At 65.1% G+C, this 26,843-nt stretch carries 23 protein-coding genes; 11 read left to right on the top strand and 12 right to left on the bottom strand.

All coding sequences use genetic code 11. From position 1 onward, the window contains the following. Positions 1-40: 40 nt before the first annotated feature. Positions 41-1,180 carry an acyl-CoA dehydrogenase family protein gene (locus tag AB7008_RS47370; protein WP_028151977.1) on the top strand — a complete coding sequence of 380 codons (1,140 nt, stop codon included), beginning with the start codon at positions 41-43 and terminating at the stop codon, positions 1,178-1,180. A 290-nt stretch (positions 1,181-1,470) separates the two neighbouring features. Here the strand turns inward: AB7008_RS47370 and AB7008_RS47365 are convergent, their stop codons facing one another. The 10 genes from AB7008_RS47365 to AB7008_RS47320 all read right to left on the bottom strand — a co-directional run bounded on the left by AB7008_RS47365 (position 1,471) and on the right by AB7008_RS47320 (position 12,741). Further along, entirely contained in the window at positions 1,471-2,508 is a 1,038-nt protein-coding gene (locus AB7008_RS47365; RefSeq protein ID WP_028155208.1) for an amino acid ABC transporter substrate-binding protein, read from the bottom strand. Positions 2,509-2,593: 85 nt separating this feature from the next. Further along, positions 2,594-3,187 carry a L,D-transpeptidase gene (locus AB7008_RS47360; protein ID WP_014491224.1) on the bottom strand — a complete coding sequence of 198 codons (594 nt, stop codon included), beginning with the start codon at positions 3,185-3,187 and terminating at the stop codon, positions 2,594-2,596. 312 nt (positions 3,188-3,499) lie between these two features. After that, positions 3,500-4,474, bottom strand: a complete 975-nt coding sequence (locus AB7008_RS47355; RefSeq protein ID WP_264621627.1) for a hypothetical protein — start codon at positions 4,472-4,474, stop codon at positions 3,500-3,502. An 84-nt stretch (positions 4,475-4,558) separates the two neighbouring features. After that, on the bottom strand, positions 4,559-5,122 hold the full coding sequence (locus AB7008_RS47350) for a redoxin domain-containing protein (protein ID WP_441261079.1): 564 nt from the start codon (positions 5,120-5,122) through the stop codon (positions 4,559-4,561). Positions 5,123-5,152: 30 nt separating this feature from the next. After that, positions 5,153-5,851: a cytochrome c biogenesis CcdA family protein gene (locus AB7008_RS47345; RefSeq protein ID WP_441261078.1), complete on the bottom strand. Its 699-nt coding sequence runs from the start codon at positions 5,849-5,851 to the stop codon at positions 5,153-5,155. A 318-nt stretch (positions 5,852-6,169) separates the two neighbouring features. Continuing rightward, entirely contained in the window at positions 6,170-6,781 is a 612-nt protein-coding gene (locus AB7008_RS47340) for a sigma-70 family RNA polymerase sigma factor (RefSeq protein ID WP_014491228.1), read from the bottom strand. A gap of 433 nt (positions 6,782-7,214) precedes the next feature. Continuing rightward, complete coding sequence (locus AB7008_RS47335) at positions 7,215-7,946, bottom strand: response regulator (RefSeq protein ID WP_028155204.1); 732 nt, start codon at positions 7,944-7,946, stop codon at positions 7,215-7,217. A gap of 24 nt (positions 7,947-7,970) precedes the next feature. Continuing rightward, positions 7,971-9,716 (bottom strand): ATP-binding response regulator, encoded by a 1,746-nt coding sequence (locus tag AB7008_RS47330; protein ID WP_028155203.1) that lies wholly within the window; start codon positions 9,714-9,716, stop codon positions 7,971-7,973. Beyond that, a complete protein-coding gene (locus tag AB7008_RS47325) occupies positions 9,686-11,686 on the bottom strand; it encodes an ATP-binding protein (protein WP_441261293.1) in 2,001 nt (666 codons plus the stop codon). The genes AB7008_RS47330 and AB7008_RS47325 overlap by 31 nt, the downstream gene beginning before the upstream one ends. Before the next feature lie 83 nt (positions 11,687-11,769). Beyond that, positions 11,770-12,741, bottom strand: a complete 972-nt coding sequence (locus AB7008_RS47320) for a TRAP transporter substrate-binding protein (RefSeq protein WP_441261077.1) — start codon at positions 12,739-12,741, stop codon at positions 11,770-11,772. A gap of 201 nt (positions 12,742-12,942) precedes the next feature. Between AB7008_RS47320 and ugpB the strand changes: the two genes are divergently transcribed. The 10 genes from ugpB to AB7008_RS47270 all read left to right on the top strand — a co-directional run bounded on the left by ugpB (position 12,943) and on the right by AB7008_RS47270 (position 24,071). Further along, positions 12,943-14,268 (top strand): sn-glycerol-3-phosphate ABC transporter substrate-binding protein UgpB, encoded by a 1,326-nt coding sequence (gene ugpB, locus AB7008_RS47315; RefSeq protein ID WP_441261076.1) that lies wholly within the window; start codon positions 12,943-12,945, stop codon positions 14,266-14,268. A 189-nt stretch (positions 14,269-14,457) separates the two neighbouring features. After that, positions 14,458-15,405 carry an aminoglycoside phosphotransferase family protein gene (locus tag AB7008_RS47310; RefSeq protein ID WP_248880452.1) on the top strand — a complete coding sequence of 316 codons (948 nt, stop codon included), beginning with the start codon at positions 14,458-14,460 and terminating at the stop codon, positions 15,403-15,405. 245 nt (positions 15,406-15,650) lie between these two features. Beyond that, a complete protein-coding gene (locus AB7008_RS47305) occupies positions 15,651-17,273 on the top strand; it encodes an ABC transporter substrate-binding protein (RefSeq protein ID WP_248880451.1) in 1,623 nt (540 codons plus the stop codon). 290 nt (positions 17,274-17,563) lie between these two features. Further along, positions 17,564-18,577 (top strand): ABC transporter permease, encoded by a 1,014-nt coding sequence (locus tag AB7008_RS47300; RefSeq protein ID WP_248880450.1) that lies wholly within the window; start codon positions 17,564-17,566, stop codon positions 18,575-18,577. Between the two features lie 3 nt (positions 18,578-18,580). Continuing rightward, entirely contained in the window at positions 18,581-19,480 is a 900-nt protein-coding gene (locus tag AB7008_RS47295) for an ABC transporter permease (protein WP_014491237.1), read from the top strand. A 121-nt stretch (positions 19,481-19,601) separates the two neighbouring features. Continuing rightward, positions 19,602-21,338 (top strand): dipeptide ABC transporter ATP-binding protein, encoded by a 1,737-nt coding sequence (locus AB7008_RS47290; RefSeq protein ID WP_304492026.1) that lies wholly within the window; start codon positions 19,602-19,604, stop codon positions 21,336-21,338. Positions 21,339-21,357: 19 nt separating this feature from the next. Then, the gene (locus AB7008_RS47285) at positions 21,358-21,537 is read left to right on the top strand and encodes a DUF4089 domain-containing protein (protein ID WP_008140250.1); all 180 of its coding nucleotides are present in this window, start codon (positions 21,358-21,360) and stop codon (positions 21,535-21,537) included. Between the two features lie 7 nt (positions 21,538-21,544). Further along, the gene (locus AB7008_RS47280; RefSeq protein ID WP_028155193.1) at positions 21,545-22,939 is read left to right on the top strand and encodes an AtzE family amidohydrolase; all 1,395 of its coding nucleotides are present in this window, start codon (positions 21,545-21,547) and stop codon (positions 22,937-22,939) included. Positions 22,940-22,951: 12 nt separating this feature from the next. Continuing rightward, complete coding sequence (hpxZ, locus tag AB7008_RS47275; RefSeq protein ID WP_014491241.1) at positions 22,952-23,344, top strand: oxalurate catabolism protein HpxZ; 393 nt, start codon at positions 22,952-22,954, stop codon at positions 23,342-23,344. A gap of 4 nt (positions 23,345-23,348) precedes the next feature. Next, positions 23,349-24,071 carry a GntR family transcriptional regulator gene (locus AB7008_RS47270; protein WP_014491242.1) on the top strand — a complete coding sequence of 241 codons (723 nt, stop codon included), beginning with the start codon at positions 23,349-23,351 and terminating at the stop codon, positions 24,069-24,071. A gap of 152 nt (positions 24,072-24,223) precedes the next feature. Here AB7008_RS47270 and atzF read toward each other — a convergent pair whose 3' ends face one another. Then, positions 24,224-26,029: an allophanate hydrolase gene (atzF, locus tag AB7008_RS47265; RefSeq protein WP_441261075.1), complete on the bottom strand. Its 1,806-nt coding sequence runs from the start codon at positions 26,027-26,029 to the stop codon at positions 24,224-24,226. Positions 26,030-26,233: 204 nt separating this feature from the next. Continuing rightward, on the bottom strand, positions 26,234-26,740 hold the full coding sequence (locus AB7008_RS47260) for a MarR family winged helix-turn-helix transcriptional regulator (RefSeq protein WP_441261074.1): 507 nt from the start codon (positions 26,738-26,740) through the stop codon (positions 26,234-26,236). Between the last annotated feature and the right edge of the window lie 103 nt (positions 26,741-26,843).

Raw genomic sequence — 26,843 nt, 5'->3', positions numbered from 1 at the left:
GCAACAATATGCATTCCACGCGATACCAGAGACTTTGCACATGGCCCTCGTCCTCACCGAAGAACAATCGATGCTCCGCGACTCCGCGCGCGGGCTGATCAGCGATAAGGCGCCGGTGTCGCACCTGCGATCCCTGCGTGACGCCAAGGATCCGACCGGCTTCTCCAAGGAGCTGTGGCATTCCTTCGCCGAGATGGGCTTTGCCGGCCTCCTGGTGCCGGAAGAGTTCGGCGGCAGCGGTCTCGGCTTCATGGAGGCCGGTGTCGTGATGGAAGAGATCGGCCGCACCTTGATGCCGTCGCCGTTCCTTGCCACCAGCGTGGTCGCGGCCTCGGCGCTGAATCGCGGCGGCAATGCCGCGCAGAAGTCGGAATTCTTGCCGAAAATTTCCAACGGCTCGCTGCTCGCGACGCTCGCGATCGACGAAGGCGCCAAGCACCGCCCGCTTCAGACCAGCCTGCAGGCGGTGCGCGCCGGCAACGGCTTCAAGCTCTCCGGCGCCAAGGCGCTGGTCGTCGACGGCCACGTCGCGGACCTCTTCATCGTCGCGGCGCGTACCGCCGGCGCCGCCGGCGAGCGTGAAGGGCTGACGCTGTTCCTGGTCAACCCCAAGGCCAAGGGCGTTGCGATCGAGCGTACCATCATGGTCGATGCGCACAACGCGGCACGGATCGAGCTTGCCAATGTCGAGGTCAACGCCGATAGCGTGCTCGGCGAGGTCGATCAGGGTGCAGCGCTGCTCGACGGCGTGCTCGACATCGGCCGCGGCGCGGTCGCAGCCGAGATGGTGGGCTTGAGCGAAGAAGTCTTCAACCGCACTGTCGAGTACCTCAAGAACAGAAAGCAGTTCGGCAAGCTGATCGGCGAATTCCAGGCGCTGCAGCACCGCGCAGCCGAACTCTATGTCGACATCGAGATCACCCGCGCCGCCACGATGAAGGCGCTGCAGGCACTCGATGCCGACGTCGCCAAGGCCGCATCGAGCGTCGCCGTGGCCAAGGCCCGCGCCGGCACCACCGCCACCCGCGCGGTGCAGGAAGGCGTGCAGATGCATGGCGGCATGGGCATGACCGACCAGTTCGACATCGGCTTCTTCATGAAGCGCGCCAGGGTGTGCGAGGAGCTGTTCGGCGACGCGAATTACCACACCGAGCAGCTGGCAAGAGCGCGGGGGTATTGAGGCGAGTGGATGTGAGGCGCGAGGACGTGCCTCACACGCAGTGTCGTCGCCCGGCTTGACCGGGCGACCCAATACGCCGCGGCCCCTCCGGATACGATTGACGTCTCGGAATACTGGATCGCTCGGCCAAGCCGGGCGATGACAGTTGAGAGTGTGGAGAGCGCCTGCGCCCGGGCTCCGTCATGGCCGGGCTTGTCCCGGCCATCCACGTTCTTACGGTGCCTCAAAAACGTAGATGCCCGGGACAAGCCCGGGCATGACGGTTGAGAGCGTGGCTGAGCCGGAAGCTGTTACCGCATCGGCGGCGCGTACTGCACGCCGCCGGCATTCCACAGCTGGTTCATGCCGCGCGGGATCTTCAGCTTGGACTTCTCGCCGATGTTGCGTTCGTACATCTCGCCGTAATTACCGACGTGACGGATGATGCGGACGACCCAGTCCTTGGTGAGGCCGAGCTGCTCGCCATAATTGCCCTCGGTGCCGACCAGGCGCATCACTTCCGGCTTCTTCGACTTCAGCGCCTCGTCGATGTTCTCCGAGCTCACGCCGAGCTCCTCGGCGTTGATCATCGCGTAGAGCGTCCACTTCACGATCATCATCCAGTCGTCGTCGCGCTGGCGCACCACGGGCGCGAGCGGCTCCTTGGAGATCATGTCCGGCAGGATCATGTTGTCGCCGGGCTTGGAGAGGTTCAGCCTGAGCGCATAGAGCTGGGAGACGTCGGCGGAGAGCGTGTCGCACTTGCCGGTGTCATAGGCCTTCACGACCTCGTCCAGCTTGTCGAACTTCATCTCTTCATACTTCATGTTGTTGGCGCGGAAGTAATCGGCGACGTTGAGCGCCGTCGTGGTCCCGGACTGCACGCAGACCTTGCTGCCGGTCAGGTCCAGCGACGTCTCCTTGTTGCGCGAACGCGGCAGCATGAAGCCTGCGCCGTCGTAATAGGCGACCGCCGGGAAGTAGAGGTCGTAGTCGAGCTCGCGCGCCATGCTCCAGGTCGAGTTGCGCGAGAGAATGTCGACTTTCCGGCTCTGCAATTCCTTGAAGCGCTCGTTGGCGTCGAGCGCGACGAACTTCGCCTTGCTCGGATCGTTGAAGATCGCGGAGGCCACCGCACGGCAGAAATCGACGTCGAAGCCGGTCCAGTTGCCCTTGTCGTCGGGGATCGAGAAGCCCGGCAGGCCCTTGTTGACGCCGCACAGCACCTCGCCGCGGCGCACGGTGCGCTTCAGCGTGCGGGTATCGTAGAATTCATAGATGATGGCCAGGACGGCGACCAGCACGGCGACTGCGAGCCCGATCAGCAGGCCGCCTCGAAATGTGCGCATCATGTTGCTCTCTCGAAAAATCGGGAAAAGGAATTGGGAGGAGGGCGCAGAGCATGATCCGGAAGATCGTGCTCAAACGATGAACTTAGAGCTCGGGCTTCTGCCGGATGACCACCTTGGTGCCGACAGGGACGCGATCATAGAGATCGGCGACGTCGCGATTGACGAGACGGAAGCAGCCTGAGGACACCTTGGTGCCGATCGTATCAGGACGGTTGGTGCCGTGGATGCGGTAGACGGTAGTGCCGAGATACATGGCGCGGGCACCGAGCGGATTGCCGGGGCCTCCGGCCATGAAGCGCGGCAGATAGGGCTGGCGCTGGATCATCTCCGGCGGCGGCGTCCAGTCCGGCCACTCCTTCTTGTTGGTGATGGTCACCAGCCCCTGCCACTGGAAACCGTCGCGGCCGACGCCGATGCCGTAGCGGATCGCGCGCCCGCCGGGCTGCACCAGATAGAGGTGCCGTTCGGCGGTCGAGACGATGATGGTGCCCGGCACTTCAGTGGTGCGGAAATAGACCACCTGCTTCTGCCATTCCGGCTCGAGCTGGTAGGCGTCGTCGGCGACCAGCCCCGGCTCGTCGCCGCGGTCGGGCTGCTGGGCGGAGGCGTATGAGGTGGTCAGGACCAGGCCCAGCGCCGCGATGAACGCCCCGGTCAGGCGACGATAATCCGTCATTTCAAGCTCTCCCCGCTGCCACAGCGAAATTTTCAGGAACCATCAAATCTCAGGGGCATGTTCATGGCAAGTTGATGGCGCGCCCGGCTGGTATGTCACGAGAATGCTTTGGTTTTTTGACGGGCCTCCCGCAATGCCACAAACAGGGGATGGCGCGAAAAGCAGTGATGGTGACATTTCCGGGGAGATGGTCCGTCAAATCCATCTCCGTGATGCCCGGGCTTGTCCCGGGCATCCACCTTCTTCGCGCCGCGGGCAAAGACGTGGATGGCCGGGTCAAGCCCGGCCATGACGATGTGGACATAGCGCGCGTCAGATCTTGTTGCTCTCCGCCGCGATCCCGAGCCGCCGCACGATCTCCGTTCCCACCGCCCGGGCCTCGATCCGCGAGCCGATGCGCGGGCTGCGAAAGCGTCGCCCCGAGCGCAATCGGATCGTGACGATGCAGTGCTCGTCCTCGGATCGGCCGCGGCGGTCGACGGTGATCGTCTTCACGTCGTGCCCCTCGATATGGTCGGCGCGCGGCGTGCCGTCGCCCCACAGGCGTTCGACGCGGATATCGCTCTCGCGGATGATCCAGAACGCGCCGGTCACGAGGTTGGCGTATCGGTAAACCGCGAAAGCGGCGATCGCGCCGAGCGGCAGCAGCAGGATATCGACATGGCTGGGCGGCCATCCACGCCAGAGCTTGTAGGCGTAGGGAACGGCGGACAAGGCCACGGCGATCAGCGCGACGATCCTTATGTCCCGTGCGGAAAACGCCTCGAGCGGCTCGCCGAGACGCATTTCGGAATTGCTGGCATCGAGCGGATTGACGGGTGACTCGACGTCGGGGACATCGAACTGCGCGGCGATCCGCGCCACGGTGTCGCGTACATGCGTGACGTCCGAGATCGGCGGGGAAGTCAGGCGTTCCCCCGAGGCCAGCGTGAAGGCAAGCTGGAAACGGGCTTTCGCCCGCTTGCTGCCGGGAACCTGTAATCCCCTGATGTCGTCTTTCGCGACGATCCTGGTCCGGAGCTTTCCGAACGGTCGCTGTTGCCCGATCAGGATCTCGTTCGGCGTGATGATCCACACCACCGCAGGCGCCAGCATGATGCCGACGACGAACGCTGCTCCGACGAGCAGCGCGGCCACCGAGACGATCACCTCCAAAGTGTCGTGCGTGAACAGGCCCGGCGTGAAGCACAGCGCCACGGCGGCCGCAAAGCCGGACATGACCAGCCGCTGCGCGATCGAGGCGCCTTCGCGAAGGCGAATGTCGGTGCTGGTGGTCGCGTCGTCCATTGCGGGCGCTGATTCCGTCGCTCGCGAAACTCCACGGACGGGTCCGTGGAGTCAAGCAACAACGGCGGCCGCGGCGATCCGGTATCAGCTATTGGCGTTCAGCAGCTTTGCCACGGTGCGGTCGATCTCGTCGTAACGGCCCTCGCCCTCGTGCTGGAACACGATCTTGCCGTTCTGGTCGATGATGTATTGCGCCGGCCAATACTGGTTCTGGTAGGCGTTCCAGGTCTTGGAATCATTGTCCTGCGCCACCGGATAGGTGATGCCGTGGCGCTTCAGCGCGGCCTGCACATTGGCGGCGGAGCGCTCGAACGGGAATTCCGGCGTGTGCACGCCGACCACGACGAGGCCCTTGTCCTTGTACTTGGCATAGAGGTCGGTGACGTGCGGCAGCGTGTTGACGCAGTTGACGCAGCCATAGGTCCAGAAGTCGACCAGCACGACCTTGCCGCGGAGGTCGGCGATGCTGAGCGGTTTCGAGTTGAACCAATTGTTGATGCCGGTGAAGTCGGGCGCGGTCTGCTGGCTTGCGGCAGCGGTGACGACAGGGGTGGCGCGCGCGGCCTCGTCGCAGATGCCGGGGATGACGGCGCCTGTCACGGCCATGCCGATCAGTGCGGCGGAGACGGCGAGCAGTTTGAAAGTCATGGAAGCGTCCTCCGGTGAAGTGAGGGGTGATCACAGGCCGATCTGGCCGGTGGGATAGAATCCGGTGAGCCACGCCACGATCAGCGTGTCGTATTGGAAATAGGCCGCGACCGCGAAGGCGATCACGACGACACCAAAGCCCTGCTGCAGCCGCGGCGAGATCCGCGCGAGGCTGCGCACCCGCGTGGTCGCGGCCTGTCCGCCATAGGCGATCGCGAGCATCGGGATCGCTGCGCCGATGGCATAGGCAATCAACAGCACGCCGGCCCAGCTGGCGTTCTTCGACGTCGCGACCAGCGTCAGGATCGAGCCGAGCACGGGGCCGGCGCAGGGCGTCCAGACCAGGCCGAGCGTGGTGCCGAGCACGAGGCCGCCGAGCGCGCCCTCGCGCTGCACGGCGCCGGCATTGCCGAGATCGAGCCAGCCATTGAGCCGGATCGAGAGCCATTCGAACGGCGCCGGCCACAGCATCAACAGGCCGAAGCCGAGCAGCAGGATCGACGCCGCCTCGCGCAGCACGTTCGGATCGAAATCGAACAGCCGCGTGATCGCGCCCAACAGCAGCGCGGTCGCCGAGAACGAGACGACGAAGCCGAGCGCGATCATCGCGGGCCGCAAGTGCCCCACCCGCCCGATCGAGGCGCCGAGCAGGATCGGCAGCATCGGCAGCGTGCAGGGCGCGGCGATGGTCAGGATGCCGGCAAGGACGGCGAAGACAAGTTCGAGCATCGGGCACTCGTGAGGGAGGTCACGAGGGCAGTTCGGGATGGATGCGCGGGTTGTTACGTGGCGTCACGCCTTCGTGAGGGGCGGCTGCGAGCCTGCCGCGGCTTTATCAGCCCCAAACACAAAACGACCCGGAGGGGGGCATCCCGTCCGGGTCGCTGGAAGTCTTGGGAGGTTTAACGAAACCGTATGCGAGCTTTGTAGGGGGGAAGTTTTTCCGCGTGATGTTGTGCTTTGTTTCAATTGTGTCGTCGGCGGTAACACTTCCGTGTCCCGGGACAGGGCCAAAAATGCGGTCCTATCCCATTGAAATCCTTGGCCTTAGGCGGCGAAACGGTCGACGCCGGCGCCCTTAAGCAAATCGGCCAGCTGCTTGCGGGCATAGAACATCCGGGTCTTCACCGTGCTCTGCGGGATGCCGATGATCTGACCGACCTCCTCCACCGACTTCTCATGGTAGTAGACGAGATTGATGATCTCGCGATGCGCGGGCGACAGCTTCTGCACGCAGGCGCGCAGGATGGCGCTGGTGTCGCTGCGGTCGAGCGAGGTCTCGGGCGTCTCGGCATCGTCAGGAATCTGGCGCACGTCGTCCTGGTCGATGTCCTCGAAGCGGCGCTGGCGCATCGCGGTCAGCGCTTTGAAGCGCGCGATCGAGAGCAGCCAGGTCGAGACCTGCGACCGGCCCTGGAATTGGCCTGCGGTGCGCCACACGTCGAGGAACACCTGGCTGACCAGGTCTTCCGCCGTGGTCGCGTCACGCACGATGCGCAGGATGAAGCGATAAACCCGCACATTGTGCCGGCAATAGAGGATGTGCATCGACGTCCGGTTGCCGTCGGCAATGCTTTCCAGAAGCATCTCGTCCGAGGTCGCCTGCGCCGCAATGATGCTCTGGCTGGCTTGGGCGTTGATGGCGATGACGTTCGGCATTGACTTGCTCCCCGTAGCGCCGCAACCGAGCGGCGTTTCCTTGGACCAAAGTGTTAATCAGCGAACGTTTCGGGACGTCTGCACCAAAAGCGGAAAATGGTTTCGTGCGCCGCCAAATTGTTTCGTCGGACAGGCCGCGACGAAACATTCGGAGCGAAAAGCCGTGGAATTTCAATGTACGGAAAATACGGGGGTGGGGATTGGGGAGCGCCCGGGGCAGTCGGGAACGAAATTCGGGGCTTTGCGTTCGGTCGCGGCAAACTCACCGCCGTCGTCCCGGGGCGCGAAGCGAACCCGGGACCCATAACCACAGGATGCAGTTTGACGGAGACTCGGAGTTACCGGCTTCGCGTCACAACGTCTCCCTGTGGTTGTGGGTCCCGGGCTCGCGCCGTGCGCGCCCCGGGACGACGGCTTGTGCTTGCCGCGCGCCCTACGCCTTCTCGCCCGCGGGCGAGAACAGATAGCCGCCGCCGCGGATGGTGCGGATCACGGCCGGCTTGGTCGGGTCGGGCTCGATCTTGCGGCGGATGCGCATGATGCGCAGATCCACGGCGCGGTCGAAGGCTTCGGCGTCGCGCGCATTGGCCAGTTCGAGCAGGCGTTCGCGCGACAGCACGCGCTTCGGATTGGCCGCAAACACCTTCAGCAGCCCGAACTCGGACGCGGTGAGCGGATGCTCGTTGCCTTCGTCGTCGCGCAAGGCCTGCGCTTCGAGGTCGAGCCATTTGGTGCCGAAGCGCACCAGTTGATCCTTGTCCGATTTGGCGGGCGCGGTCTCGACCGCCTTCACGGGTGCGCTCCGCCGCAACACCGAGCGGATGCGCGCCATCAGCTCGCGCAGCTCGCAGGGCTTTGCCACGTAATCGTCGGCGCCGAGCTCGAGACCGACGACGCGGTCGATCGGGCTCGCGGTCGCCGTCAGCATGATCACGGGCACGTTGATGCGGCTCTTGAGGTCGCGGATGATCGAGAGGCCGTCTTCCTCGGGCATGTTGAGGTCGAGCACGACGAGGTCGGGCATGCTGCCGTCGATCGCGGTGCGCAAGCTCTTGCCGCCGTCGCACAGCGTCACGGTGAAGCCGTGCATCTTGAGGTAATCACCGACCATCTCCCGGGCCGGGGCCTCGTCGTCGACGATCATGATGTGCTGGCTTTGGGTCATGTCACTCAGATCTCGGTACTCGAATCACGGCAACTCGGTCGCGGGCAGGGTGATGGTGAAGGTCGATCCCTTGCCGGGACCGTCGCTCTCGGCCGTCACCTCGCCGCCATGCATGTCGATAATACGCTTGACGATGGAAAGCCCAAGCCCCGTCGAGCTCTCGCCGGCGGTCGGTTTGGCCGACAGCCGCTGGAACCGGCCGAACAGGCGGCCGAGATCCTCCGGCGACAGGCCGGCGCCCTCGTCGCTGACGCGGACGACGGTATCGCTGGCCTCATGGGTGACGGCGACGGTGATCTTGCCGCCAATCGGTGAGTATTTGATGGCGTTGCTGATCAGATTGTCGATCGCCTCGCGGATGCGGTCGGTGTCGCACATGGTGACGATGTTGGGCGGCGCCGTGACGTGGATGGCTTGCTGCTTGTTGACCGCAAGCGGCTGGTTGGCGTCGGCGACCTCCTTGACCAGCGCCGCGACGTCGACCGGCTCGCGGCGGATGGTGATGTCGAAGGCATCGGCCATCGCGTCCGAGATCAGATGATCGACCATCGTGGTCAGGCGCTTCGTGGCATCGCGGATGTGATCGACCTGGGCGACCACGCCGTCGGACGAGGCGCCGGTCGAGATCAGCTCCTTCAGCATCTCGGTACGGCCGAGGATGACGCCGAGCGGGTTCTTGAGGTCATGGGCGACGGTGCCGAGAATCTCGTTCTTGAAGCCGTTGGCGCGCTGCAGCCGCAGCCATTGCGCCGAGAGGCGGCGGTTGGCCTGCATCAGCGCGCGGGTGCGCTGGGCGACGCGGTCCTCGAGCTGCGTGTTGGCGTCCTGGAGCTGCTGGTAGAGGATGACGTTGTCGAAGGCGATCGAGAGCCGGCTGGAGAAGATCTCGACCAGCGAGCGGTCGGTCTCGGACAGCTCGCGCTCGGCCTGCAGCAGCACCACCACCTCGCGGCCGGAGCCGGTCCGCAGATAGATCACGCTGCGGTGGTCGGCGAATTCGTTCTTGCGGCCCTGGAACGCGGCTTCCACCATCGTCCGCAGATCGGGGTCGAGCGCCTTCGACGAGGTCGTGCCGATGAAGCGGCTGTAGCAGCCGCTGCCGGCGAGCACGGAGAGCTCGGGGTCCACGCCGCCATTGTCGCGCAGCACCAATATGCCGGCGCAATCGACATTGAGCAGCGAGGCGAGCTGGGTCAGCACGCCCTCGGCGAGCCGCTGCATCGACTTGAAGTCGTACAGCGTCGAGGCGGCGTCGATGATGATCTCGAGCCCGCGCCGCGTCTGCACCATGCGCTCGAGCTGCTGATACGAGCGCAGCGCCGCGGTCAGCGACGTGAACAGCTTGTCGGCGGTGAGCTCGGTCTTGGCCTTGTAGTCGTTGATGTCGTACTGGACGATCACGCGCCGCTCCGGCGCCTGGCCGGGCTGTCCCGTGCGCAGGATGATGCGCACGGTCTCGTTCTTGAGCTCGTTGCGGATGAACTCGACCAGCTCGAGGCCGGCGACATCGGTCTCCATGATGACGTCGAGCAGCACGGCGGCGATATCGCCATGCGCGGCCATCAGCTTGCGACCTTCCGCCGCGGAATGGGCGGAGAGGATCTCAAGCCCCTGGCCGTTGAGGCTGTAGTCGGACAGTGCGAAGCGGGTGCCGTCATGCACGGCCGGATCGTCGTCGATGACGGCGATCTTCCACTTCCGTGCGTTCTGGTCCTCCGGTGCGGTACCGGTATCGTCGATCAGGTGGAGGACATCGTCCTGTTCGGCCATTGAGAAGTCCCGTCAGTCTCTGTGCCTTGCGCGCCGCCCTTGGCGACCCGGGGCATGATAATGCGAAAAGTAGTGCCTTGTCCCAGCTTGGATTCCAGCATCATGCGCCCGCCGAGCTGCTGGGTGACAAGGTTATAGACGATATGAAGCCCGAGTCCCGTACCACCTTCATTGCGCCGGGTGGTAAAGAATGGGTCAAAGGCCTGGCGCTGCACGTCAGGGGTCATGCCGGCACCGTCATCGGCGAAGATGATCTCGATGTCGTCGGTCCCGCGCGGCCGCGCCGAGATCGTGATCGTGCCGGCGCGGCCGTCGGCAAAGGCGTGGTTGGCGGCGTTGAGGAAGAGGTTGGTCAGGATCTGGCCGTAGGAGCCGGGATAGCCGTCGAGCAGGAGCCCCTCGGGCACGTCGGCCTGGAGCGTGATCGGCGAGCGCTTCAGGACCGGACGCAGGCTGGCGATGATCTGGTCGGTAGCTTCGCTGAGTGAGAACTGCCGCCGCTCGGCATGCGAGCGGTCGACCGCGACCTGCTTGAACGACTGGATCAGCTCGCCGGCGCGGGTGAGGTTGGCGACGAGCTGCTGCGAGGCGTCGCGCGAGGACTGCACGAACTCGTCCAGCTGCGAGCGGCGCAGGCCGCCGTCGCCCTTGAGCTGGGCCTCGAAGATCTCGGTGCGCCGGGCAAAGCTGGAAGCGACGGTCAGGCTGATGCCGATCGGGTTGTTGACCTCGTGCGCGACGCCGGCGACGAGGCCGCCGAGCGCCGCCAGCCGTTCGGCGTCGATCAAATTCTGCTGCGCGGTGTTGAGCTCGAGCAGCGCGCTCTCGGCCTTCTCCTTGGACGCGCGCAGCTCGTCCTCGGTCTCGCGCTTCGCGATCGCGTTCTCGCGGAACACCTCGACCGCGCGCGCCATGGCGCCGACCTCGTCGCGTGCCTTGGTGCCCTGCACCTCGCGGTCGAGGTCGCCGAGCGTGATCGCGCGCATCGCGGTCATGATCTGCTGCAGCGGCAGGCGGATCGACAGCGCGATCAGCACGCCGGCGGTGAGGATGATGCCGAGGAAGATCACCGCGATCGACAGCACCCGCCGCGAGATATCGGCCAGGGTACGATCAAACGTCTCCTGCGCCTTCTGCTCGCGCTGGCGCATCTTGGTGGAGAGGTCGTCGATGGCGCCGATCGCTTCGGCCTGGCTGGCGTCGATGGTGTTGCGCAGCAATTCGGTGCGGCTCGTCAGCTGTTCGGAGAGTTTCGCGAAACCCTCGCGCAGCGCCATGGTGCGGGTCCCGAGCCGTTGCAGCGCCATGCGCTGCAGGTCGTTGTCGGCGAGATCGATCATGACCGGGATGGTCTTCTCGATCGTCTCGGTGTTGCGGCGCGCATCGTCGGCGGCACCGGGCGAGAGCGACAGATAGTAGGAGTTGGCGGCCACCAGCATCGCGGTGAAGGCCTCGCGCGACTTGCCGAGCGAGGGCCAGATCAGGGCGTCGCGATGGCCGGTGGCGCCCTCGATGATGGAATAGAGCCCGGCCATGTCCCTGGCTGGGCCCTGCACCTGTTCCTCATAGGTCTTGGCGATGGTCGCCTGCACGCTGCGCAGCTCGCCGAAGCCGTTGAGGAAGCGGTCGGTGGTGCGCTCCAGCTCCTCGACCGAGCCCGAGAGCATCGGGTCCTTGGCGGCACGGTCGGTCAGCGTGCCCAGCACCGCCTCGCGCAGCAGCAGGATCTCGGCGAACAGGTCCGGGCTCGGCTGGTTGATGTAGCGGTGGATCAGATTGTGCAGGCGCCCGGTCTCGCTCTCGAGCAGCGCCAGGATACGGTCGGACTCGCGGACCTGGCGGACGTCGCCCCAGGCCGAGCCCAGCACCTGCGTGCCGTTCCAGATCAGCCCCACCAGCACCACGACCACGGCCGAGTTCAGCGCCGCGATCGACAGGATGCGCCAGCGGATCGGCACCGCGCGGAGCATCCCGACCAGGCGTGCGCGCAGCCGCCCGAGCGGGCCGGGCGGCCTGTCTCCGTGCTCGCTGGGTCCAGGTGCAGCCAAGCGGCTCACTCCACCTTGCGAATGCGTTCGATCAGCGCGGCCGCGGCGGGATCGCGCCCCGCCTTGGCATAGATCGCAGCCATCGCGTCCTCGAACGGCTTGCGGTCGATATCCCTGGCGACGGTGATGCCGGCAGCTTCAGCCTTGTGCTGCGACTGCTCCTCGAGGTCGTGCCACTTCTCGCGCATGAACCGGCTGGAGCGAGCTGCGGCCTCGCGGAAGATCTGCTGGTCGTCGGCCGACAGGCTTTTCCAGGCCTTCAGCGAGATCACCAGCACTTCCGGGCTCATCGTGTGTTCGGTGAGCGCGAGGTGGCCGGCATGTTTGTAATGGTCTGTCGTCACGAAAGATGGCCAGTTGTTTTCGGCGCCGTCGATCAGATGGTTGGCAAGCCCGGTGAGCACCAGCCCATAGGGCATCTCGACCGGCTCGGCGCCGAGCGAGCGAATCATCTCGCTCATCAACTCCGACTGCTGCACCCGGATCCGCAATCCCCTGAGGTCGGCAACGCTTCTGATCGGACGGACGCCGTTGTAGATCGACCGCGCGCCGGAATCGTAGAAGGCGAGCCCGACGAAGCCGTAGGGCTCGAAACTGCCGAGGATCTCGCTGCCGATCGGCCCGTCCAGCACCTTCTGCATGTGCTCGATGGACCGGAACAGGAACGGCATGGCGAGCACGTTCAGCGCCACATTGGTCCGGTTGAGGTCGATCGCGCCGACCCTGGTCTGCTCGATGGTCTCCTTCTCTTCGCCGAGCTGACGGGAGTGGAACACCTTGATCTCGTGCCGGTGGCCGGTGCGCTCGGCAATCAGCGCGCCCATGTAGCGCAGCGCCTGGACGGTCGGGTAATCCTCGGGCTGGGTGTCGGCGGCGCGGAATTCGCGCGCAGCAGCGCTCGTCGCGCAGACCGCGAGCAGAAGCGCGACGAAGATCACCCCGGTCCGCGTGAGTTCGGCACGGTTCAGCACTGGCACACTCAACCCCTCAGTGGTGGAGTCTATGGCGGAGCCAAAAGGTTCAACGCAATCTAGCAGATGGTTAAGGGAAGGCCATCCCGCCGCACCCGGCGGGGCGATTGTGCGGCGCGGCCGCCGTTCATTCCCGGTTGAAACAGGAAATGCAGCGCCTTAAGCAGGTATGGTCGCCTTTTGCCGCGCGACACGGGAAGAGCCATCGTGATTTCAGCATCGCGTCTTTTGCGGATCGTCGCCGCTTTCATCGTCCTCGCAATGCCTCTTCAGGCGCGCGCCGCCACCGACATCGCGCTGTGGCACGCCATGTCCGGCGAGCTCGGCCGGCAGCTCGAGAAGCTCGCCGCCGACTTCAACGCCTCGCAATCCGATTACCGCATCGTGCCTGCTTACAAGGGCAACTACACCGAGACCGTGACGGCGGCGATCTTCGCCTTCCGCTCGCGCAGCCAGCCCGCGATCGTCCAGGTCAACGAGGTCGCGACCGCCACCATGACCGCGGCCAAGGGCGCGATCTATCCCGTGTTCACCATGATGCGGGACATGAACGAGCCGTTCTCGCTGGGCGATTACCTTCCCGCAGTCTCCGGCTATTACACAGATGCGGCCGGCAATCTGTTGTCCTTCCCGTTCAATTCCTCGACGCCGATCCTCTATTACAACAAGACCATGTTCCGCGACGCGGGCCTCGATCCGGAGACGCCGCCGAGGACATGGCCCGAGCTTGGGCTTGCCGCAAAGCGCCTGCGCGACCGCGGTGCGGTCTGCGGCTTCACCACCTCCTGGCCGTCCTGGATCCACATCGAGAATTTCTCCGCCTTCCACAATCTGCCGCTCGCGACGCGGACCAATGGCTTTGCGGGGCTGGATGCCGAGCTGACCATCAACAACCCGGTCGTCGTGCAACACATCGCCCAGCTCGCCGAGTGGCAGAAGGACAAGGTGTTCGACTACGGCGGCCGCGGCCAGTCGGCCGAGCCGCGCTTCCAGAAGGGCGAATGCGGCATCTTCATCGGCTCCTCGGCGACGCGGGCCGACATCAAGGCGAATTCGAAGTTCGATATCGGCTACGGCATGATGCCGTACTGGCCCGATGTGAAGAACGCCCCGCAAAACTCGATCATCGGCGGCGCCACGCTGTGGGTGCTGCGCGACCGCCCGCGCCAGGAATACAAGGGCGTGGCGCGGTTCTTCGCCTATCTGTCGCAGCCCGGCGTGCAGGCCGCCTGGCACCAGAACACCGGTTATCTGCCGGTCACCCGCGCCGCTTTCGAGCTGACGCGCGCGCAGGGGTTTTACGAGCGCAATCCGGGCTCTGCGATCTCGTTCGAGGAGATCACGCTGCATCCGCCGACGGAGAATTCGAAGGGCATCCGGCTCGGCTCCTTCGTGCTGATCCGCGGCGCAATCGAGGACGAGCTGGAGCAGGCTTTTACCGGCCAGAAGGGCGCGCAGGCTGCGCTCGATGCCGCGGTCGAGCGCGGCAACAGGCTGCTGCGCCAGTTCGAGCGCGCCAGTCCCGATCGGTAGCGATGGGAAGGTTGGCGTTGGTTGGAGCGCGAGACCCTTTCCACGTCGTCATGGCCGGGCATAGTCGTCCGAAGGACGGCGTCGCTTCGCTCGCCTATGTCCCGGCCATCCACGCCTTGCCCGCAGCACGAAGAACGTGGCTGCCCGGGACAAGCCCGGGCATGACGGACTCAAACGATTAAGCTCGCGATGTCGATGACACTTCCTCAATTCGCCGACGCTGAGGTCTTTCGCGCCTTTCGCTCCGATTCTCCGCGATGGCTGCCGATCGCGCTCGATATCGCACGCAGCCACGGTCTCGATACCAGCGCGCCGCACGTGTTTGCGACCGGCACCAATCTCGTCGTTGGCCTCGGTGACCGGCTGATCCTGAAGATCTTCCCGCCGCTCTTGCGCGCGCAGTTCGTCTCCGAACGCGGATCGTTGGCGCAGCTTGCCGGCCGCCTGCATCTGCCGATCCCGGAGATCGTCGCGGAGGGTGAGCGCGACGGCTGGCCTTACCTCGTCATCACGCGCCTTGCCGGCACGCTCGGCTCGGAGGTGTGGCCGCAGCTGGCGGAAGACCAGAAAGAGCGCCTGCTGCGCCAGATCGGTGAGACCATCGCCGCCGTGCAGCGCGCCCCGCTTGGATCGCTGGCGGAGATCGAGCCGCGCTGGGATGCGTTCATGCACATGCAGATGCAGGGCTGCAAGGCGCGGCACACGCGCCTTGGCCTTGCGCCGAAATTCCTCGAAGGCCTCGACGATCTCCTGCGTGACGCTGCAAAATTGATCCCGATGGATGCGCCGCCGGTGATTCTGGTCGGCGAATATATCCCCCAGAACTTCCTGCTTGCCTGCGACGACGGCAACTGGTCGCTCGCCGGCCTGTTCGACTTCGGCGACGTGCTCGCGGGATGGCGCGATTACGATTTGCTCGGCCCCAGCGCCTTCATGGCGGCCGGCCGGCCGGGGAGGGTGCGCAGCCTGCTCGAGGGCTTTGGCTATGCGAAGCTGGATTTCGCACTGAAGCGCCGGCTGATGGCGCTGATGCTGCTGCACCGCGCCAGCGATCTCAACAGCCACGTCTGTATTGAGGGCTGGCAGGACAGGGCGAGCGATCTCGTCGAACTTCAGGATCTGATCTGGCCGGGCTGAACGGTCCGGGGCATCTGCGACGGTCTGCTCAATCTGGCAGCGCTCAATCTTTCAGCTTATTTTTGGAGCAGAATCGCATCTTTGTATGCAATTGAGCGGCTTGCTCGAAACGCGTCCAATCGCCGAAGAATCAGAAATATTATTCAAAATCAGTGCCTTATGTGGAAATTAAGGTCTCGTTAAGCGCTGGCACGAACCTTGCGAATCCCTGTTCCAACCAGAAACTTTTGCGTTGGAGCAATTTCATGAAGCGCCGCGATTTTCTCAAGTCCGTGTCCGGATTGGCCGCAGGCGCGGCGCTTCCGGCGATGCCGCAGGTCATCTCCACCGCCTATGCCGATGCGCGCTCGGAGACGCTGCTGATCGTCTCGGAAGGCGGCCCGAACAATCTCGACATCCACGGCGTCGGCACCAACGTGCCCGGCTATGAAGTCTCCTGGAATTGCTACGATCGCCTGATCAGCCACGAGATGAAGACCGGCCCCGGCGGCGTGCCCTATTACGACCGCGACAAGTTCAAGGGCGAGCTCGCCGAGGAGATGAAGATCGACGACATGTCGGTCACCTTCAAGCTGCGCAAGAACGCCAAATTCCACGACGGCACGCCCGTCACCGCGAAGGACGTGAAGTGGTCGCTCGACCGCGCCGTCAGCGTCGGCGGCTTCCCGACCTTCCAGATGAGCGCGGGCTCGCTGACCAAGCCGGAGCAGTTCGTCGTGATCGACGACTATACGGTGCGCGTCGACTTCCTGAAGAAGGACAAGCTGACGATCCCCGATCTCGCGGTCATCGTGCCCTGCATCGTCAATTCCGAGCTGGTGAAGAAGAACGCCAGCGAGAAGGACCCCTGGGGTCTCGAATTCACCAAGCAGCAGACCGCGGGCTCCGGCGCCTACAAGGTGACGAAGTGGACCGCGGGCACCGAAGTCATCATGGAGCGCAACGAGGATTGGGTCTGCGGTCCGCTGCCGAAGATCAAGCGCGTGATCTGGCGCATGGTGCCGCAGGCCGGTAACCGCCGCGCGCTGCTGGAGCGCGGCGACGCCGACATCTCCTACGAACTCCCGAACAAGGATTTTCAGGAGATGAAGGCGAACGGCAAGCTCAACGTCGTGTCGCTGCCGTTCTCCAACGGCATCCAGTATATCGGCATGAACGTCACCAAGCCGCCGTTCGACAACCCGAAGGTCCGCCAAGCGGTCGCCTATGCGCTGCCCTATCAGAAGATCATCGACGCGGTGATGTTCGGCCTCGCCAACCCGATGTTCGGCGCGCCCAAGGACAAGCCGACCGAAGTCGCCTGGCCGCAGCCGCACAAATACAACACCGACATCGAGAAGGCGAAGGCGCTGATGGCGGAGGCAGGCCTCGCCAACGGCTTCGAGACCACGATCTCGTTCGACCTGAATTTTGCCGGCGTCAACGAACCGCTCTGCGTGCTGGTGCAGGAGTCTCTGGCGCAGATCGGCATCAAGACCACCATCAACAAGGTGCCGGGCGCCAACTGGCGCACCGAGTTGAACAAGAAGGAGATGCCGCTCTTCACCAACGTGTTCTCGGGCTGGCTCGATTACCCCGAGTACTTCTTCTACTGGTGCTATCACGGCAACAATTCCGTCTTCAACACCATGAGCTACAAGTCGGCGGAGATGGACAAGCTGATCGACGGCGCCCGCACGGCCGCGGCCACCGGCGACACCGCGACCTACGATACCGACGTGAAGGGCTTCGTCGATCTCGCTTTCACCGACATCCCGCGCATTCCGCTGTACCAGCCCTTCGTCAACGTCGCGATGCAGAAGAACATCAGCGGCTACCAATACTGGTTCCACCGCCGCCTGGATTATCGCGCGCTGGCGAAGGGGTGAACCGTCATGGCGCGCGACTTGGCCGCGTCTCTCTGGGTGTCTTGGTCGAGTGAGGTGAGCGCAACTCTCTCATTCCCTCTCCCCTTGTGGGAGAGGGGCAGGGTGAGGGGTAGCCACGAACTCCGATCTTGCTCGGGGCTACCCCTCACCCCAGCCCTCTCCCACCGCAAGTCGGGCCTGCCCGACTTGCGCAAATCAACGATGCGCAACCGGGGTAAACCCCGGTTGCGTGGGAGAGGGGGCGCAGCGGAGTGCGCGGCGTTACCTCATTTCCACATTAGGAGCACCCCATGCTGACCATGATCGGCAAGCGCCTGATGTTCGCGATTCCCTCGCTGATCGGGGTCGTCATCGTCACCTTCCTGCTGACGCGCGCGTTGCCCGGTGATCCCGCCGCCTACTTCGCCGGTCCCGCAGCGACCAAGGAAGCCGTCGAGCAGATCCGCAAGAAGCTCGGCCTCGACAGGCCGCTGATCGAGCAGTTTTTCCGCTACACTAACGACCTCGCACACGGTGATTTCGGCAACTCGCTCACCACGGGACAGCCGGTCGCGGCCGAAATCCGTAACCGCTTGCCGGCCTCCGCCGAACTCACGCTGCTCGGCCTTATCGTCTCGGTCGTGATTGCGATCCCGCTCGGCGTGCTGGCGGCGACGCGGCCGGGATCATGGGTGGACCACCTCTGTCGTGTCACGACGACGGCGGGCGTGTCGCTGCCCGTGTTCTTCACCGGCCTCGTGCTGGTCTATGTGTTCTATTTCCGGCTCGGCTGGTCGCCGGCGCCGCTCGGCCGCCTCGATGTGTTCTACAGCGCGCCGGCGACCGTGACCGGCTTCTACCTGATCGATACCCTGATTGCGCGCGACTTCGAGGCGTTCCGCTCCGCGCTGAGCCAGCTCATCCTGCCGGCGACGACGCTTGCGATCTTCTCGCTGGCGCCGATCGCGCGCATGACGCGCGCCTCGATGCTGGCGGTGTTGTCGTCGGAGTTCGTCCGCACCGCCCGCGCCAGCGGCCTGTCGCCGACAACGGTCATTGTCACCTACGCGTTCCGCAATGCGATGCTGCCCGTGATCACCACGCTCAGCATGGTGTTCTCGTTCCTGCTTGGCGCCAACGTGCTGGTGGAAAAAGTGTTCGCCTGGCCCGGCATCGGCTCCTACGCGGTGGAAGCGCTGATCTCCTCGGACTTCGCGCCGGTGCAGGGTTTCGTGCTGACCATGGCGGTCATGTACGTGCTTTTGAATCTCGTGATCGACATTCTCTACGGCGTGATCGATCCGCGTGTCAGGTTGGAGGGCTAAATCATGAGCTCCGTTGCGCCTGCTGTCGAACCCGTCGGTCCCGCGCGGACATCAGGGCTGGTCGCGATCCTCGAACAGACCCGCTATGTTCTTGGCGAGAACAAGGTCACGGGCTTCGCCTTCGCGCTGCTTATTGTGATCCTTATTGCCGCGATCTTCGGCCCCTATGTGGTGCCGTATGATCCACTCGCCTCGGATACGGCCGCCGCGCTGAAACCGCCGTCGATGGCGCACTGGTTCGGCACCGACCAGCTCGGCCGCGACATCTTTAGCCGCGTCATCGTGGCGACGCGGCTCGATACGTTCATCGCGGTCGCCTCCGTCGTGCTGGTGTTCCTGATGGGCGGCCTTGCCGGCATCGCGGCCGGCTATTTCGGCGGCTGGACCGACCGTATCGTCGGCCGCATCGCTGACACCATCATGGCGTTTCCGCTGTTCGTGCTGGCGATGGGCATCGTCGCCGCCCTCGGCAACACCGTACAGAACATCATCCTGGCCACGGCCATCGTGAACTTCCCTCTCTACGCCCGCGTCGCGCGCGCCGAAGCCAATGTCCGCCGCAATGCCGGCTTCGTTCAGGCCGCGCGGCTGTCCGGCAACGGCGAATTCCGCATCCTGCTGGTGCACATCTTGCCGAACATCATGCCGATCATGATCGTGCAGATGTCGCTGACCATGGGCTACGCCATCCTCAATGCCGCGGGCCTCTCCTTCATCGGCCTCGGCGTTCGTCCGCCGACCGCCGAATGGGGCATCATGGTCGCGGAAGGCGCGGGCTTCATGGTGTCGGGCGAATGGTGGATCGCGCTATTCCCGGGCCTCGCGCTGATGATCGCCGTGTTCTGCTTCAACCTCCTCGGCGACGGCCTCCGCGACATCGTCGACCCCCAGCGGAGGACGTGATGATGGTTTCCAGGCACACAGCCGCCTCACGTTCAAATTCCCCGCCGAAATTCGTCAATGATTCCAGCCCCGTTCTACTGTGCATGGGGTTGTTTTCGACATTTTTGATCGGGAGGCCTTCATGACCGCCCAGCCCCTGCTCGACGTCCAGGACCTCACGGTCGAATTCTCCACCCGCCGCGGCATCGTCAAGGCCGTGCAGCACGTCAACATCTCCGTCGCCAAGGGCGAGACGCTCGCCATCGTCGGCGAGTCCGGCTCGGGCAAGTCGGTGACGTCCTATGCGGTGATGCGCATCCTCGATCGCGCCGGGCGGATCGCCGAGGGCTCGGTGATGTTCTCCGGCATCGACGTGAAGGCCGCCACCGAAGACCAGATGCGCGATCTGCGCGGCCGCGAAGTCTCGATGATTTTTCAGAACCCGCGTGCTGCGCTGAACCCGATCCGGAAAGTCGGCGACCAGATCGAGGACGTGCTGCGCACCCATGTGCAGCAGGCGATGGTTTCGGACCACGGCGAAAAGGCGATCGAGGCGCTGGAGCAGGTCAAGATCGCCCGCCCGCGCGAGCGCTACCACGCCTATCCGTTCGAGCTGTCCGGCGGCATGTGCCAGCGCGTCGTCATCGCGCTCGCGCTCGCCTGCAATCCGCAGCTCCTGATCGCGGACGAACCGACGACGGGTCTCGACGTCACCACCCAGAAAGCGGTGATGGACCTGATCGTCGAGCTGACCAAGCGCAAGGCGATGTCGACCATCCTGATCACGCACGACCTCGGCCTCGCCGCCGCCTATTGCGACCGCGTCGTCGTGATGGAAAAGGGCCGCGTGGTCGAGACCGCGAAAGCCGCCGACATCTTCGCCAACCCGCAGCACCCCTACACCAAGAAGCTGATGCGCGCGACGCCGCGGCTCGGCGTGAGCTTGCGCGATCTGTTGCCGGAAGAGGAGGGGGCAACCTCATCTGCATCCGTTGCCGCCGCGCCTGACCAGCACGCCTCTCAAAGCGAAGGGAAGAGCGACCAGCCCCTCCTCGTGATCGAAAAGCTCGTCAAGGAATACCCCCGCCAGGGCGCCACCGCCACGCTCGGAAAACTGTTCGGCCGCAAGCCTCCGGTCGAGCCGGATGTGTTCCGCGCCGTCGACGGCATCAGCCTCTCCATCGGCCATGGCGAGAGCGTCGGCCTGGTCGGCGAATCCGGCTGCGGCAAATCGACCACGTCGATGATGGTGATGCGCCTCCTGGACCAGACCTCGGGCCTGATCCGGTTCGACGGCGAGGACATCGGCGCCATCGCGCCTGCGTCCTTCGCCCGGCTGCCGCAGCGCAGCCGCATCCAGATGGTGTTCCAGGACCCGACCGACAGCCTCAACCCGCGTTTCACCGCCGCCCGCGCCATCGCCGACCCCATCATGCAGCTCGGCGACATCAGGGGCCGCGATGCCCTGCGAACGCGCTGCGAGGAGCTTGCGACCATGGTCGGGCTGCCGCACAATCTGCTGGATCGGTTTCCGCACCAGCTGTCCGGCGGCCAGAAGGCCCGCGTCGGCATCGCCCGCGCGATCGCACTGCATCCAAAACTCGTCATCCTGGACGAGCCGACTGCGGCGCTGGACGTCTCGGTGCAGGCCGTGGTCCTCAATCTGCTTCAGGACCTGAAAGCGCGCCTAGGTATGAGTTATCTGTTCGTCTCGCATGATTTGAACGTAGTGCGCTTGTTGTGCGATCGTGTCATTGTCATGCGGACAGGTCGAATCGTCGAAGAGGGCTCTTCCGAAAAGGTCCTCAGCGATCCGCAGGACGACTACACCAAGGAGCTGCTGACGGCGATCCCGCATCCGCCGTTGCCGGTTCACTGAGAGATTGTTTGGGAGCGTGATGGCCGAGCCGCTGGACGACTATATCGACGCCGTATCGAAAGCGCTGGCGCTGCCGATCGAGGAGGCCTGGAGGCCGGCGGTGCGCGCCAATCTCGAAGTCTCGCTCCGGCTTGGCCGACTGGTCGACGAATTCGCGCTGCCGGACGAGACCGAGCCGGCGCCGATCTTCACGGTCTGACGTCGCCATGACCACCAAGCCAGAGATGACGGCTGCGGACATCGCCAAGGCTGTGGCCGGCGGCAAGATGTCGGCGCTCGATGCCACCGAAGCAGCGCTTGCGCGCATCATGCGGCACGATGGCGTCCTCAATTCCTTCACCGACGTCACCGCGGATCGCGCCCGTGCAAAGGCGCGTGCGATCGATGCCGACATTGCGGCCGGCAAGGAGGTCGGCCCGCTCGCCGGTGTTCCCTTCGCGGTGAAGAACCTGTTCGACGTTGCCGGCCTCTCGACACGCGCGGGCTCGAAGATCAACCGCGACCTCGCGCCCGCCAAGCGCGACGCCACGCTGATCGAGCGGATGGAGGCCGCCGGCGCCGTGCTGGTCGGCGCGCTCAACATGGGCGAATACGCCTACGACTTCACCGGCGAGAACGTCCATGACGGTCCCTCGCGCAATCCGCATGACACGACCCGGATGACCGGTGGCTCTTCCGGTGGTTCGGGGAGCGCCGTTGGCGGCGCGCTGGTGCCGATCGCGCTCGGCTCGGACACCAATGGTTCGATCCGCGTGCCGTCCTCCTTCTGCGGCATCTTTGGTTTGAAGCCCACCTATGGCCGGCTGTCGCGGGCGCGCTCGTTCCCGTTCGTCGCGAGCCTCGATCATCTCGGCCCGTTCGCGCGCTCGGCGACCGATCTCGCGCTCGCCTACGACGCGATGCAGGGGGGGGATGCGGACGATGCCGCCTGCACCACGCGCGGCCTCGAGCCGACGCTGCCGCTGCTCGCCAATCCGGTGTCGGACCTGCGCATCGCGATTGCCGGCGGGCACTTTCAGAAGAACGTGTTTCCCGAGGCCGTCGAAGCGGTGAGCCGCGTCGCCAAGGCGCTCGGCGCGACGAGGATCGTTGACGTGCCCGAAGCCTCGCGCGCCCGCGCGGCGGCCTATGTCATCACCACCACCGAAGGTGCCTCGCTGCATCTCGATCGCCTGCGCAAGCGCCCGAACGATTTCGATCCCGCCGTGCGCGACCGGCTGATTGCCGGCGCGATGGTGCCGGCACCGCTGGTCGACCGCGCGCAAAAATTCCGCCGCTGGTATCGCGCGCAGCTTGCCGAGATCTTCAAATCCGTCGACGTGCTGATTGCGCCGGCCACGCCCTGCACCGCGCCGAAGCTTGGCCAGGTGAATTTCACGCTCGACGGCGTCGAGTTGCCGGTTCGCGCCAATATCGGCATCCACACCCAGCCGATCTCGTTCATCGGATTGCCGGTGGTCGCCGTGCCGGTGCCGCTCGAGCCGCTGCCGATCGGCGTGCAGATCATCGCCGCGCCCTGGCGCGAGGACATCGCGCTGCGCGTCGCGCACGCATTGGAGAAGATGGGCGTGGTCTCCGCGCCGTCGCCAAGGGGACTTTGAGAGGGACTTAAAATGGAGATCGATCTCCCCGAGGTGATCGCGGAAGTGAAGGCCGCGTTCGAGCGCTACGAGCAGGCCCTGATCACCAACGACGTCGCCGTGCTCGGCGAACTCTTCCGCAACGATCCCCGCACGCTGCGCTACGGCATCGGCGAGAACCTCTACGGCTATGAGGCGATCTCCGGCTTCCGCGCCGGACGTTCGCCGGTCGGCCTCAACCGCCGCACCGCGAAGACCGTGATCACCAGCTATGGCCGCGACACGGCCGTGGCCTCCACCCTGTTCTACCGCGATACGGCTCCCGGCAAGGTCGGCCGGCAGATGCAGACCTGGATTCGCTTCCCGGAGGGCTGGCGCGTCGTCGCCGCCCATGTCAGCATCATCGACGAGTCGAAAGAGACCTGACCGTATGACGCTTGACGATCTTCCGCCCGGAACACTGCCGGCCGAGCCGGTGGTGCCGCGCGTCGACCGGGCGCAGCCCAGCGTGCACAAGATCACGCGCGCCGAGGAATTGCGGCTTCAACTCGCCGACGAGATCGTGCGCGGAACCCTGGCCCCCGGCGCGCCGCTTGATGAAACCGACATCGCGCGGCGCTTCAGCGTCTCACGCACGCCGGTCCGCGAGGCATTGCGCCAGCTGGTGGCGAGCGGCCTCGTCGAATCGCGCGCCCATCGCGGCGCGGTGGTGGCGCAGCCATCGGTCGAGCGTCTCAAGAGCATGTTCGAGGCAATGGCGGAGCTCGAGGCGCTGTGCGCCGGCCTTGCCGCGGAGCGCATGTCGGCGGCCGAGCGCCACGGTCTCGAAGCCATCCACGAAGAGCTGCGCGTGCTCAGCTACGCCGGCAATCCCGATCGCTTCCACGAGGTCAACGAGCGCTTCCACAACGCGATCTATGCGGGATCGCAGAACGGCTACATCGCCGAGATCACGCTGGCGACGCGCGTCCGCGTGCAGCCGTTCCGCCGCGCCCAGTTCCGCAACCTCGGCCGATTGGCAAAGTCGCAAGCCGAGCACGACCGCGTCGTCGTTGCCATCATGCGCGGCGACAAGCAGGGCGCCGCAGCAGCGATGCGCGCGCATATCGAGCTGGTGCGCGGGGAGTATGAGATTTACGCGGTGTCGGTTTAGGGCGGCAAACGCGCCCGTGTCCCGGACGCGGTGCAGCGCGTAGCGCTGCTCCGCAGAGCCGGGACTCATCTATCCACTTCGCGCAGCCATTTCGATGGGTCCCGGTTCAGCAGCGCACCACTGCGTGATGCGCTGCGCCCGGGACACGAGACCTACGCCTTCGCGGCCTCCGCCATGAACTTCCGCCAGCCGCCATACGCGGTGATATCGCGCGCCTCGCCCAGCACCTCCGGCTCGACGAGAAAGCCCTTCACGCTGCGGCCGTCCGCAAGCCTGATTGTGCCGATCGCCATCGGCGCTGGAATCGCATTCACGAACTTGCCGAAGGCGGATGACGACAGCGACCAGATCTCCAGCTCGATCGACGCGCCCGCGCCCGCCTCGACGCGCAGCATGCCCGGCTTCGGGGGCGTGGTCTTGAGTGCGTAGAGCTTGTAGTCGGGCGCGGTCTTCGTTGCCTCGATCAGCCTTCCGTTCAGCGCCGTCAATTCGCCGTTCAGCGCCATGCCGGAGAGATGCGCGCCGACGACCGCGATCGGAATCTCGTCGCTGCCGTTTGCTGCGAGCGGCGCGAGCGGGGCCTGCGCCACGCCCTTCGCTCCAACGGTCAGTTTCGTATCCGCATGGAAAACGCGGCCGATGCTCGCAAGCAGCGCATCGCACCCCACAGGCGCGAGCAGCGTGATGCCGAACGGAATGCCATCCGCGCGCATCGACGCCGGCACCGCAAGACCACAGAGATCGAGCAGATTGACGAAATTGGTGTAGGTGCCGAGCCGGCTGTTGAGCTCGATCGGATTGGTGAGCACCTGCGCGGTCGTATACGCGGTCGGCGCGGTCGGCAGCACCAGCGCGTCGATGTTCGCAAAGGTCCGCTCGGCGATCTTGCGCAAGCCCTGCAGGCGATAGAGTGCAGAGAATGTCTCCGCCGCCGTCAGCCGCGCGCCGGCGACGGTGATCTCGCGCGTCACCGGATGAATCGAATCAGGCGCGGACGCCAGCAGATCCTTGATCACGAGATAACGCTCGGCGACCCACGGCCCCTCATAGAGCAGCCGCGCCGTCTCGTAGAACGGCTCGAGGTCGAACTCGACCAGCTCAGCGCCGAGCGCGGTCCAGCGCTTCAGCGCATCGCCGTAAGCGGCTTCCGCCTTCCTGTCGCCGAAGAAGATCAGCTGCCCGTTGCGGGGCACGCCGAGGCGCAAATTCGCGGGGAACGGCGTGATCGCGCCCAGCGGCCGGTCGCGCGAGAACGGATCGGCCTGGTCTGGACCCGCCATCACGGAGAGCGCGAGGGCGGCGTCGTCCACGGTCAAAGCGAATACGGAGATGCAGTCGAGCGTGCGGCAGGCCGGCACCAGGCCGGCAGTCGAGATCATGCCGAGGCTCGGCTTCAGGCCGATGATGTTGTTGAGCATCGCCGGCACGCGGCCGCTGCCGGCAGTGTCCGTGCCCAGCGACAGCGGCACGAGTCCGGCACCGACCGCGACCGCCGAGCCCGAGCTCGAGCCTCCGGGAATGAGATCCTCGCGGATCGAATTCTTTGGGATGCCATAAGGCGAGCGCACGCCGACGAGGCCGGTTGCGAACTGGTCGAGATTGGTCTTGCCGATGATGATCGCGCCAGCCGCGCGCAGGCGTTCCACCGCGGTCGAATCATGCGTCGGCGTATACGAGAAGGCCGGGCAGGCCGCGGTGGTCGGAAATCCCAGCGCGTCGATATTGTCCTTCACCGCAACCGGCACGCCGTAGAGCGGCAGGCTGGAGGCATCCCTTGGGGCAAGCTTCTCGGCTTCCGCGATCGCTTCCTTCTCGTCGCGCAGGCTGATGAAGATTGCGGGATCGTTGTGATCGCGGATGCGCTGATAGGTTCGCGCGACGGTCTGCGCAGGCGTGATCGTGCCCGCGCGATGCGCGGCCACAATCGCGGCGATCGTTTCAGGCTGCTCAGCCCCCATTCCAGCCCTCATGGCGACAAAACTCCGGCAACAGGTCTTACCCGGATTGAAGCAAGCGATGTGCCATTGTGTACACAATCCGGGCAGGCGCGTTGCCTCAGATATTATCGAGAGATCAGTGACTTGTAAGATATTTCGAGGATTGTCGGGTCGTCGTGCCAGCGCCCTGATACGGGCATTTGCGCAAATATTGGGCAGCTTCGATCAGGTGAAGCCGGCGAGGATCTGGAGCAGCCGCTCCCGGTTCTCCTTGCCGATCTTCTCCACGACATGCCGCTCGTGCTCGGCGGCGAGGCACTTGAACTTCGCCAGCGCCGTCTCACCCGGTGCGGTGAGGTGCAACGCGTGGGAGCGGCGGTCCGCCTTCGACTTGACCCGCTTCACCAGCTTGCGCTGTTCGAGGCTGTCGAGCAGATGCACCAGCCGGGCGCGCTCGATGCCGAGACGCTTCGCCACCGCCATCTGGGACAGGCCCGGATTGGCGCCGATGACCGTCAGCACGGAATACTGCGTCGGCTTGATGTCGACCTCGCCGAGCGTCTTGATGAAGTCCTGAAAGATCCAGATCTGGAAGCGACGCACGGCATAACCGGCGTGCCCGACCAGGGCGTCGAGGCCGATCTCGTCCGCGTCGTTCGGCCGTGCCGCGCCGTTGCCGGCTCGCTTGCGTGGGGAGGGGCGGGGCTCAGTTCGGGCTGCGCTGGCTGTCACGTGATCTCTCCTGCCGTGCAACCTTAGCGCCCCGGAGGCCTTCGCGGAATATTGTTGTTGACGACAACAATTGTCATGCCCAACAATATGGCCAAAGCGGCCC

It is taken from the genome of Bradyrhizobium sp. 521_C7_N1_3, assembly GCF_052075975.1.
GTDB lineage: Bacteria > Pseudomonadota > Alphaproteobacteria > Rhizobiales > Xanthobacteraceae > Bradyrhizobium > Bradyrhizobium japonicum.
This window is presented reverse-complemented; position numbering and strand designations above follow the sequence as displayed.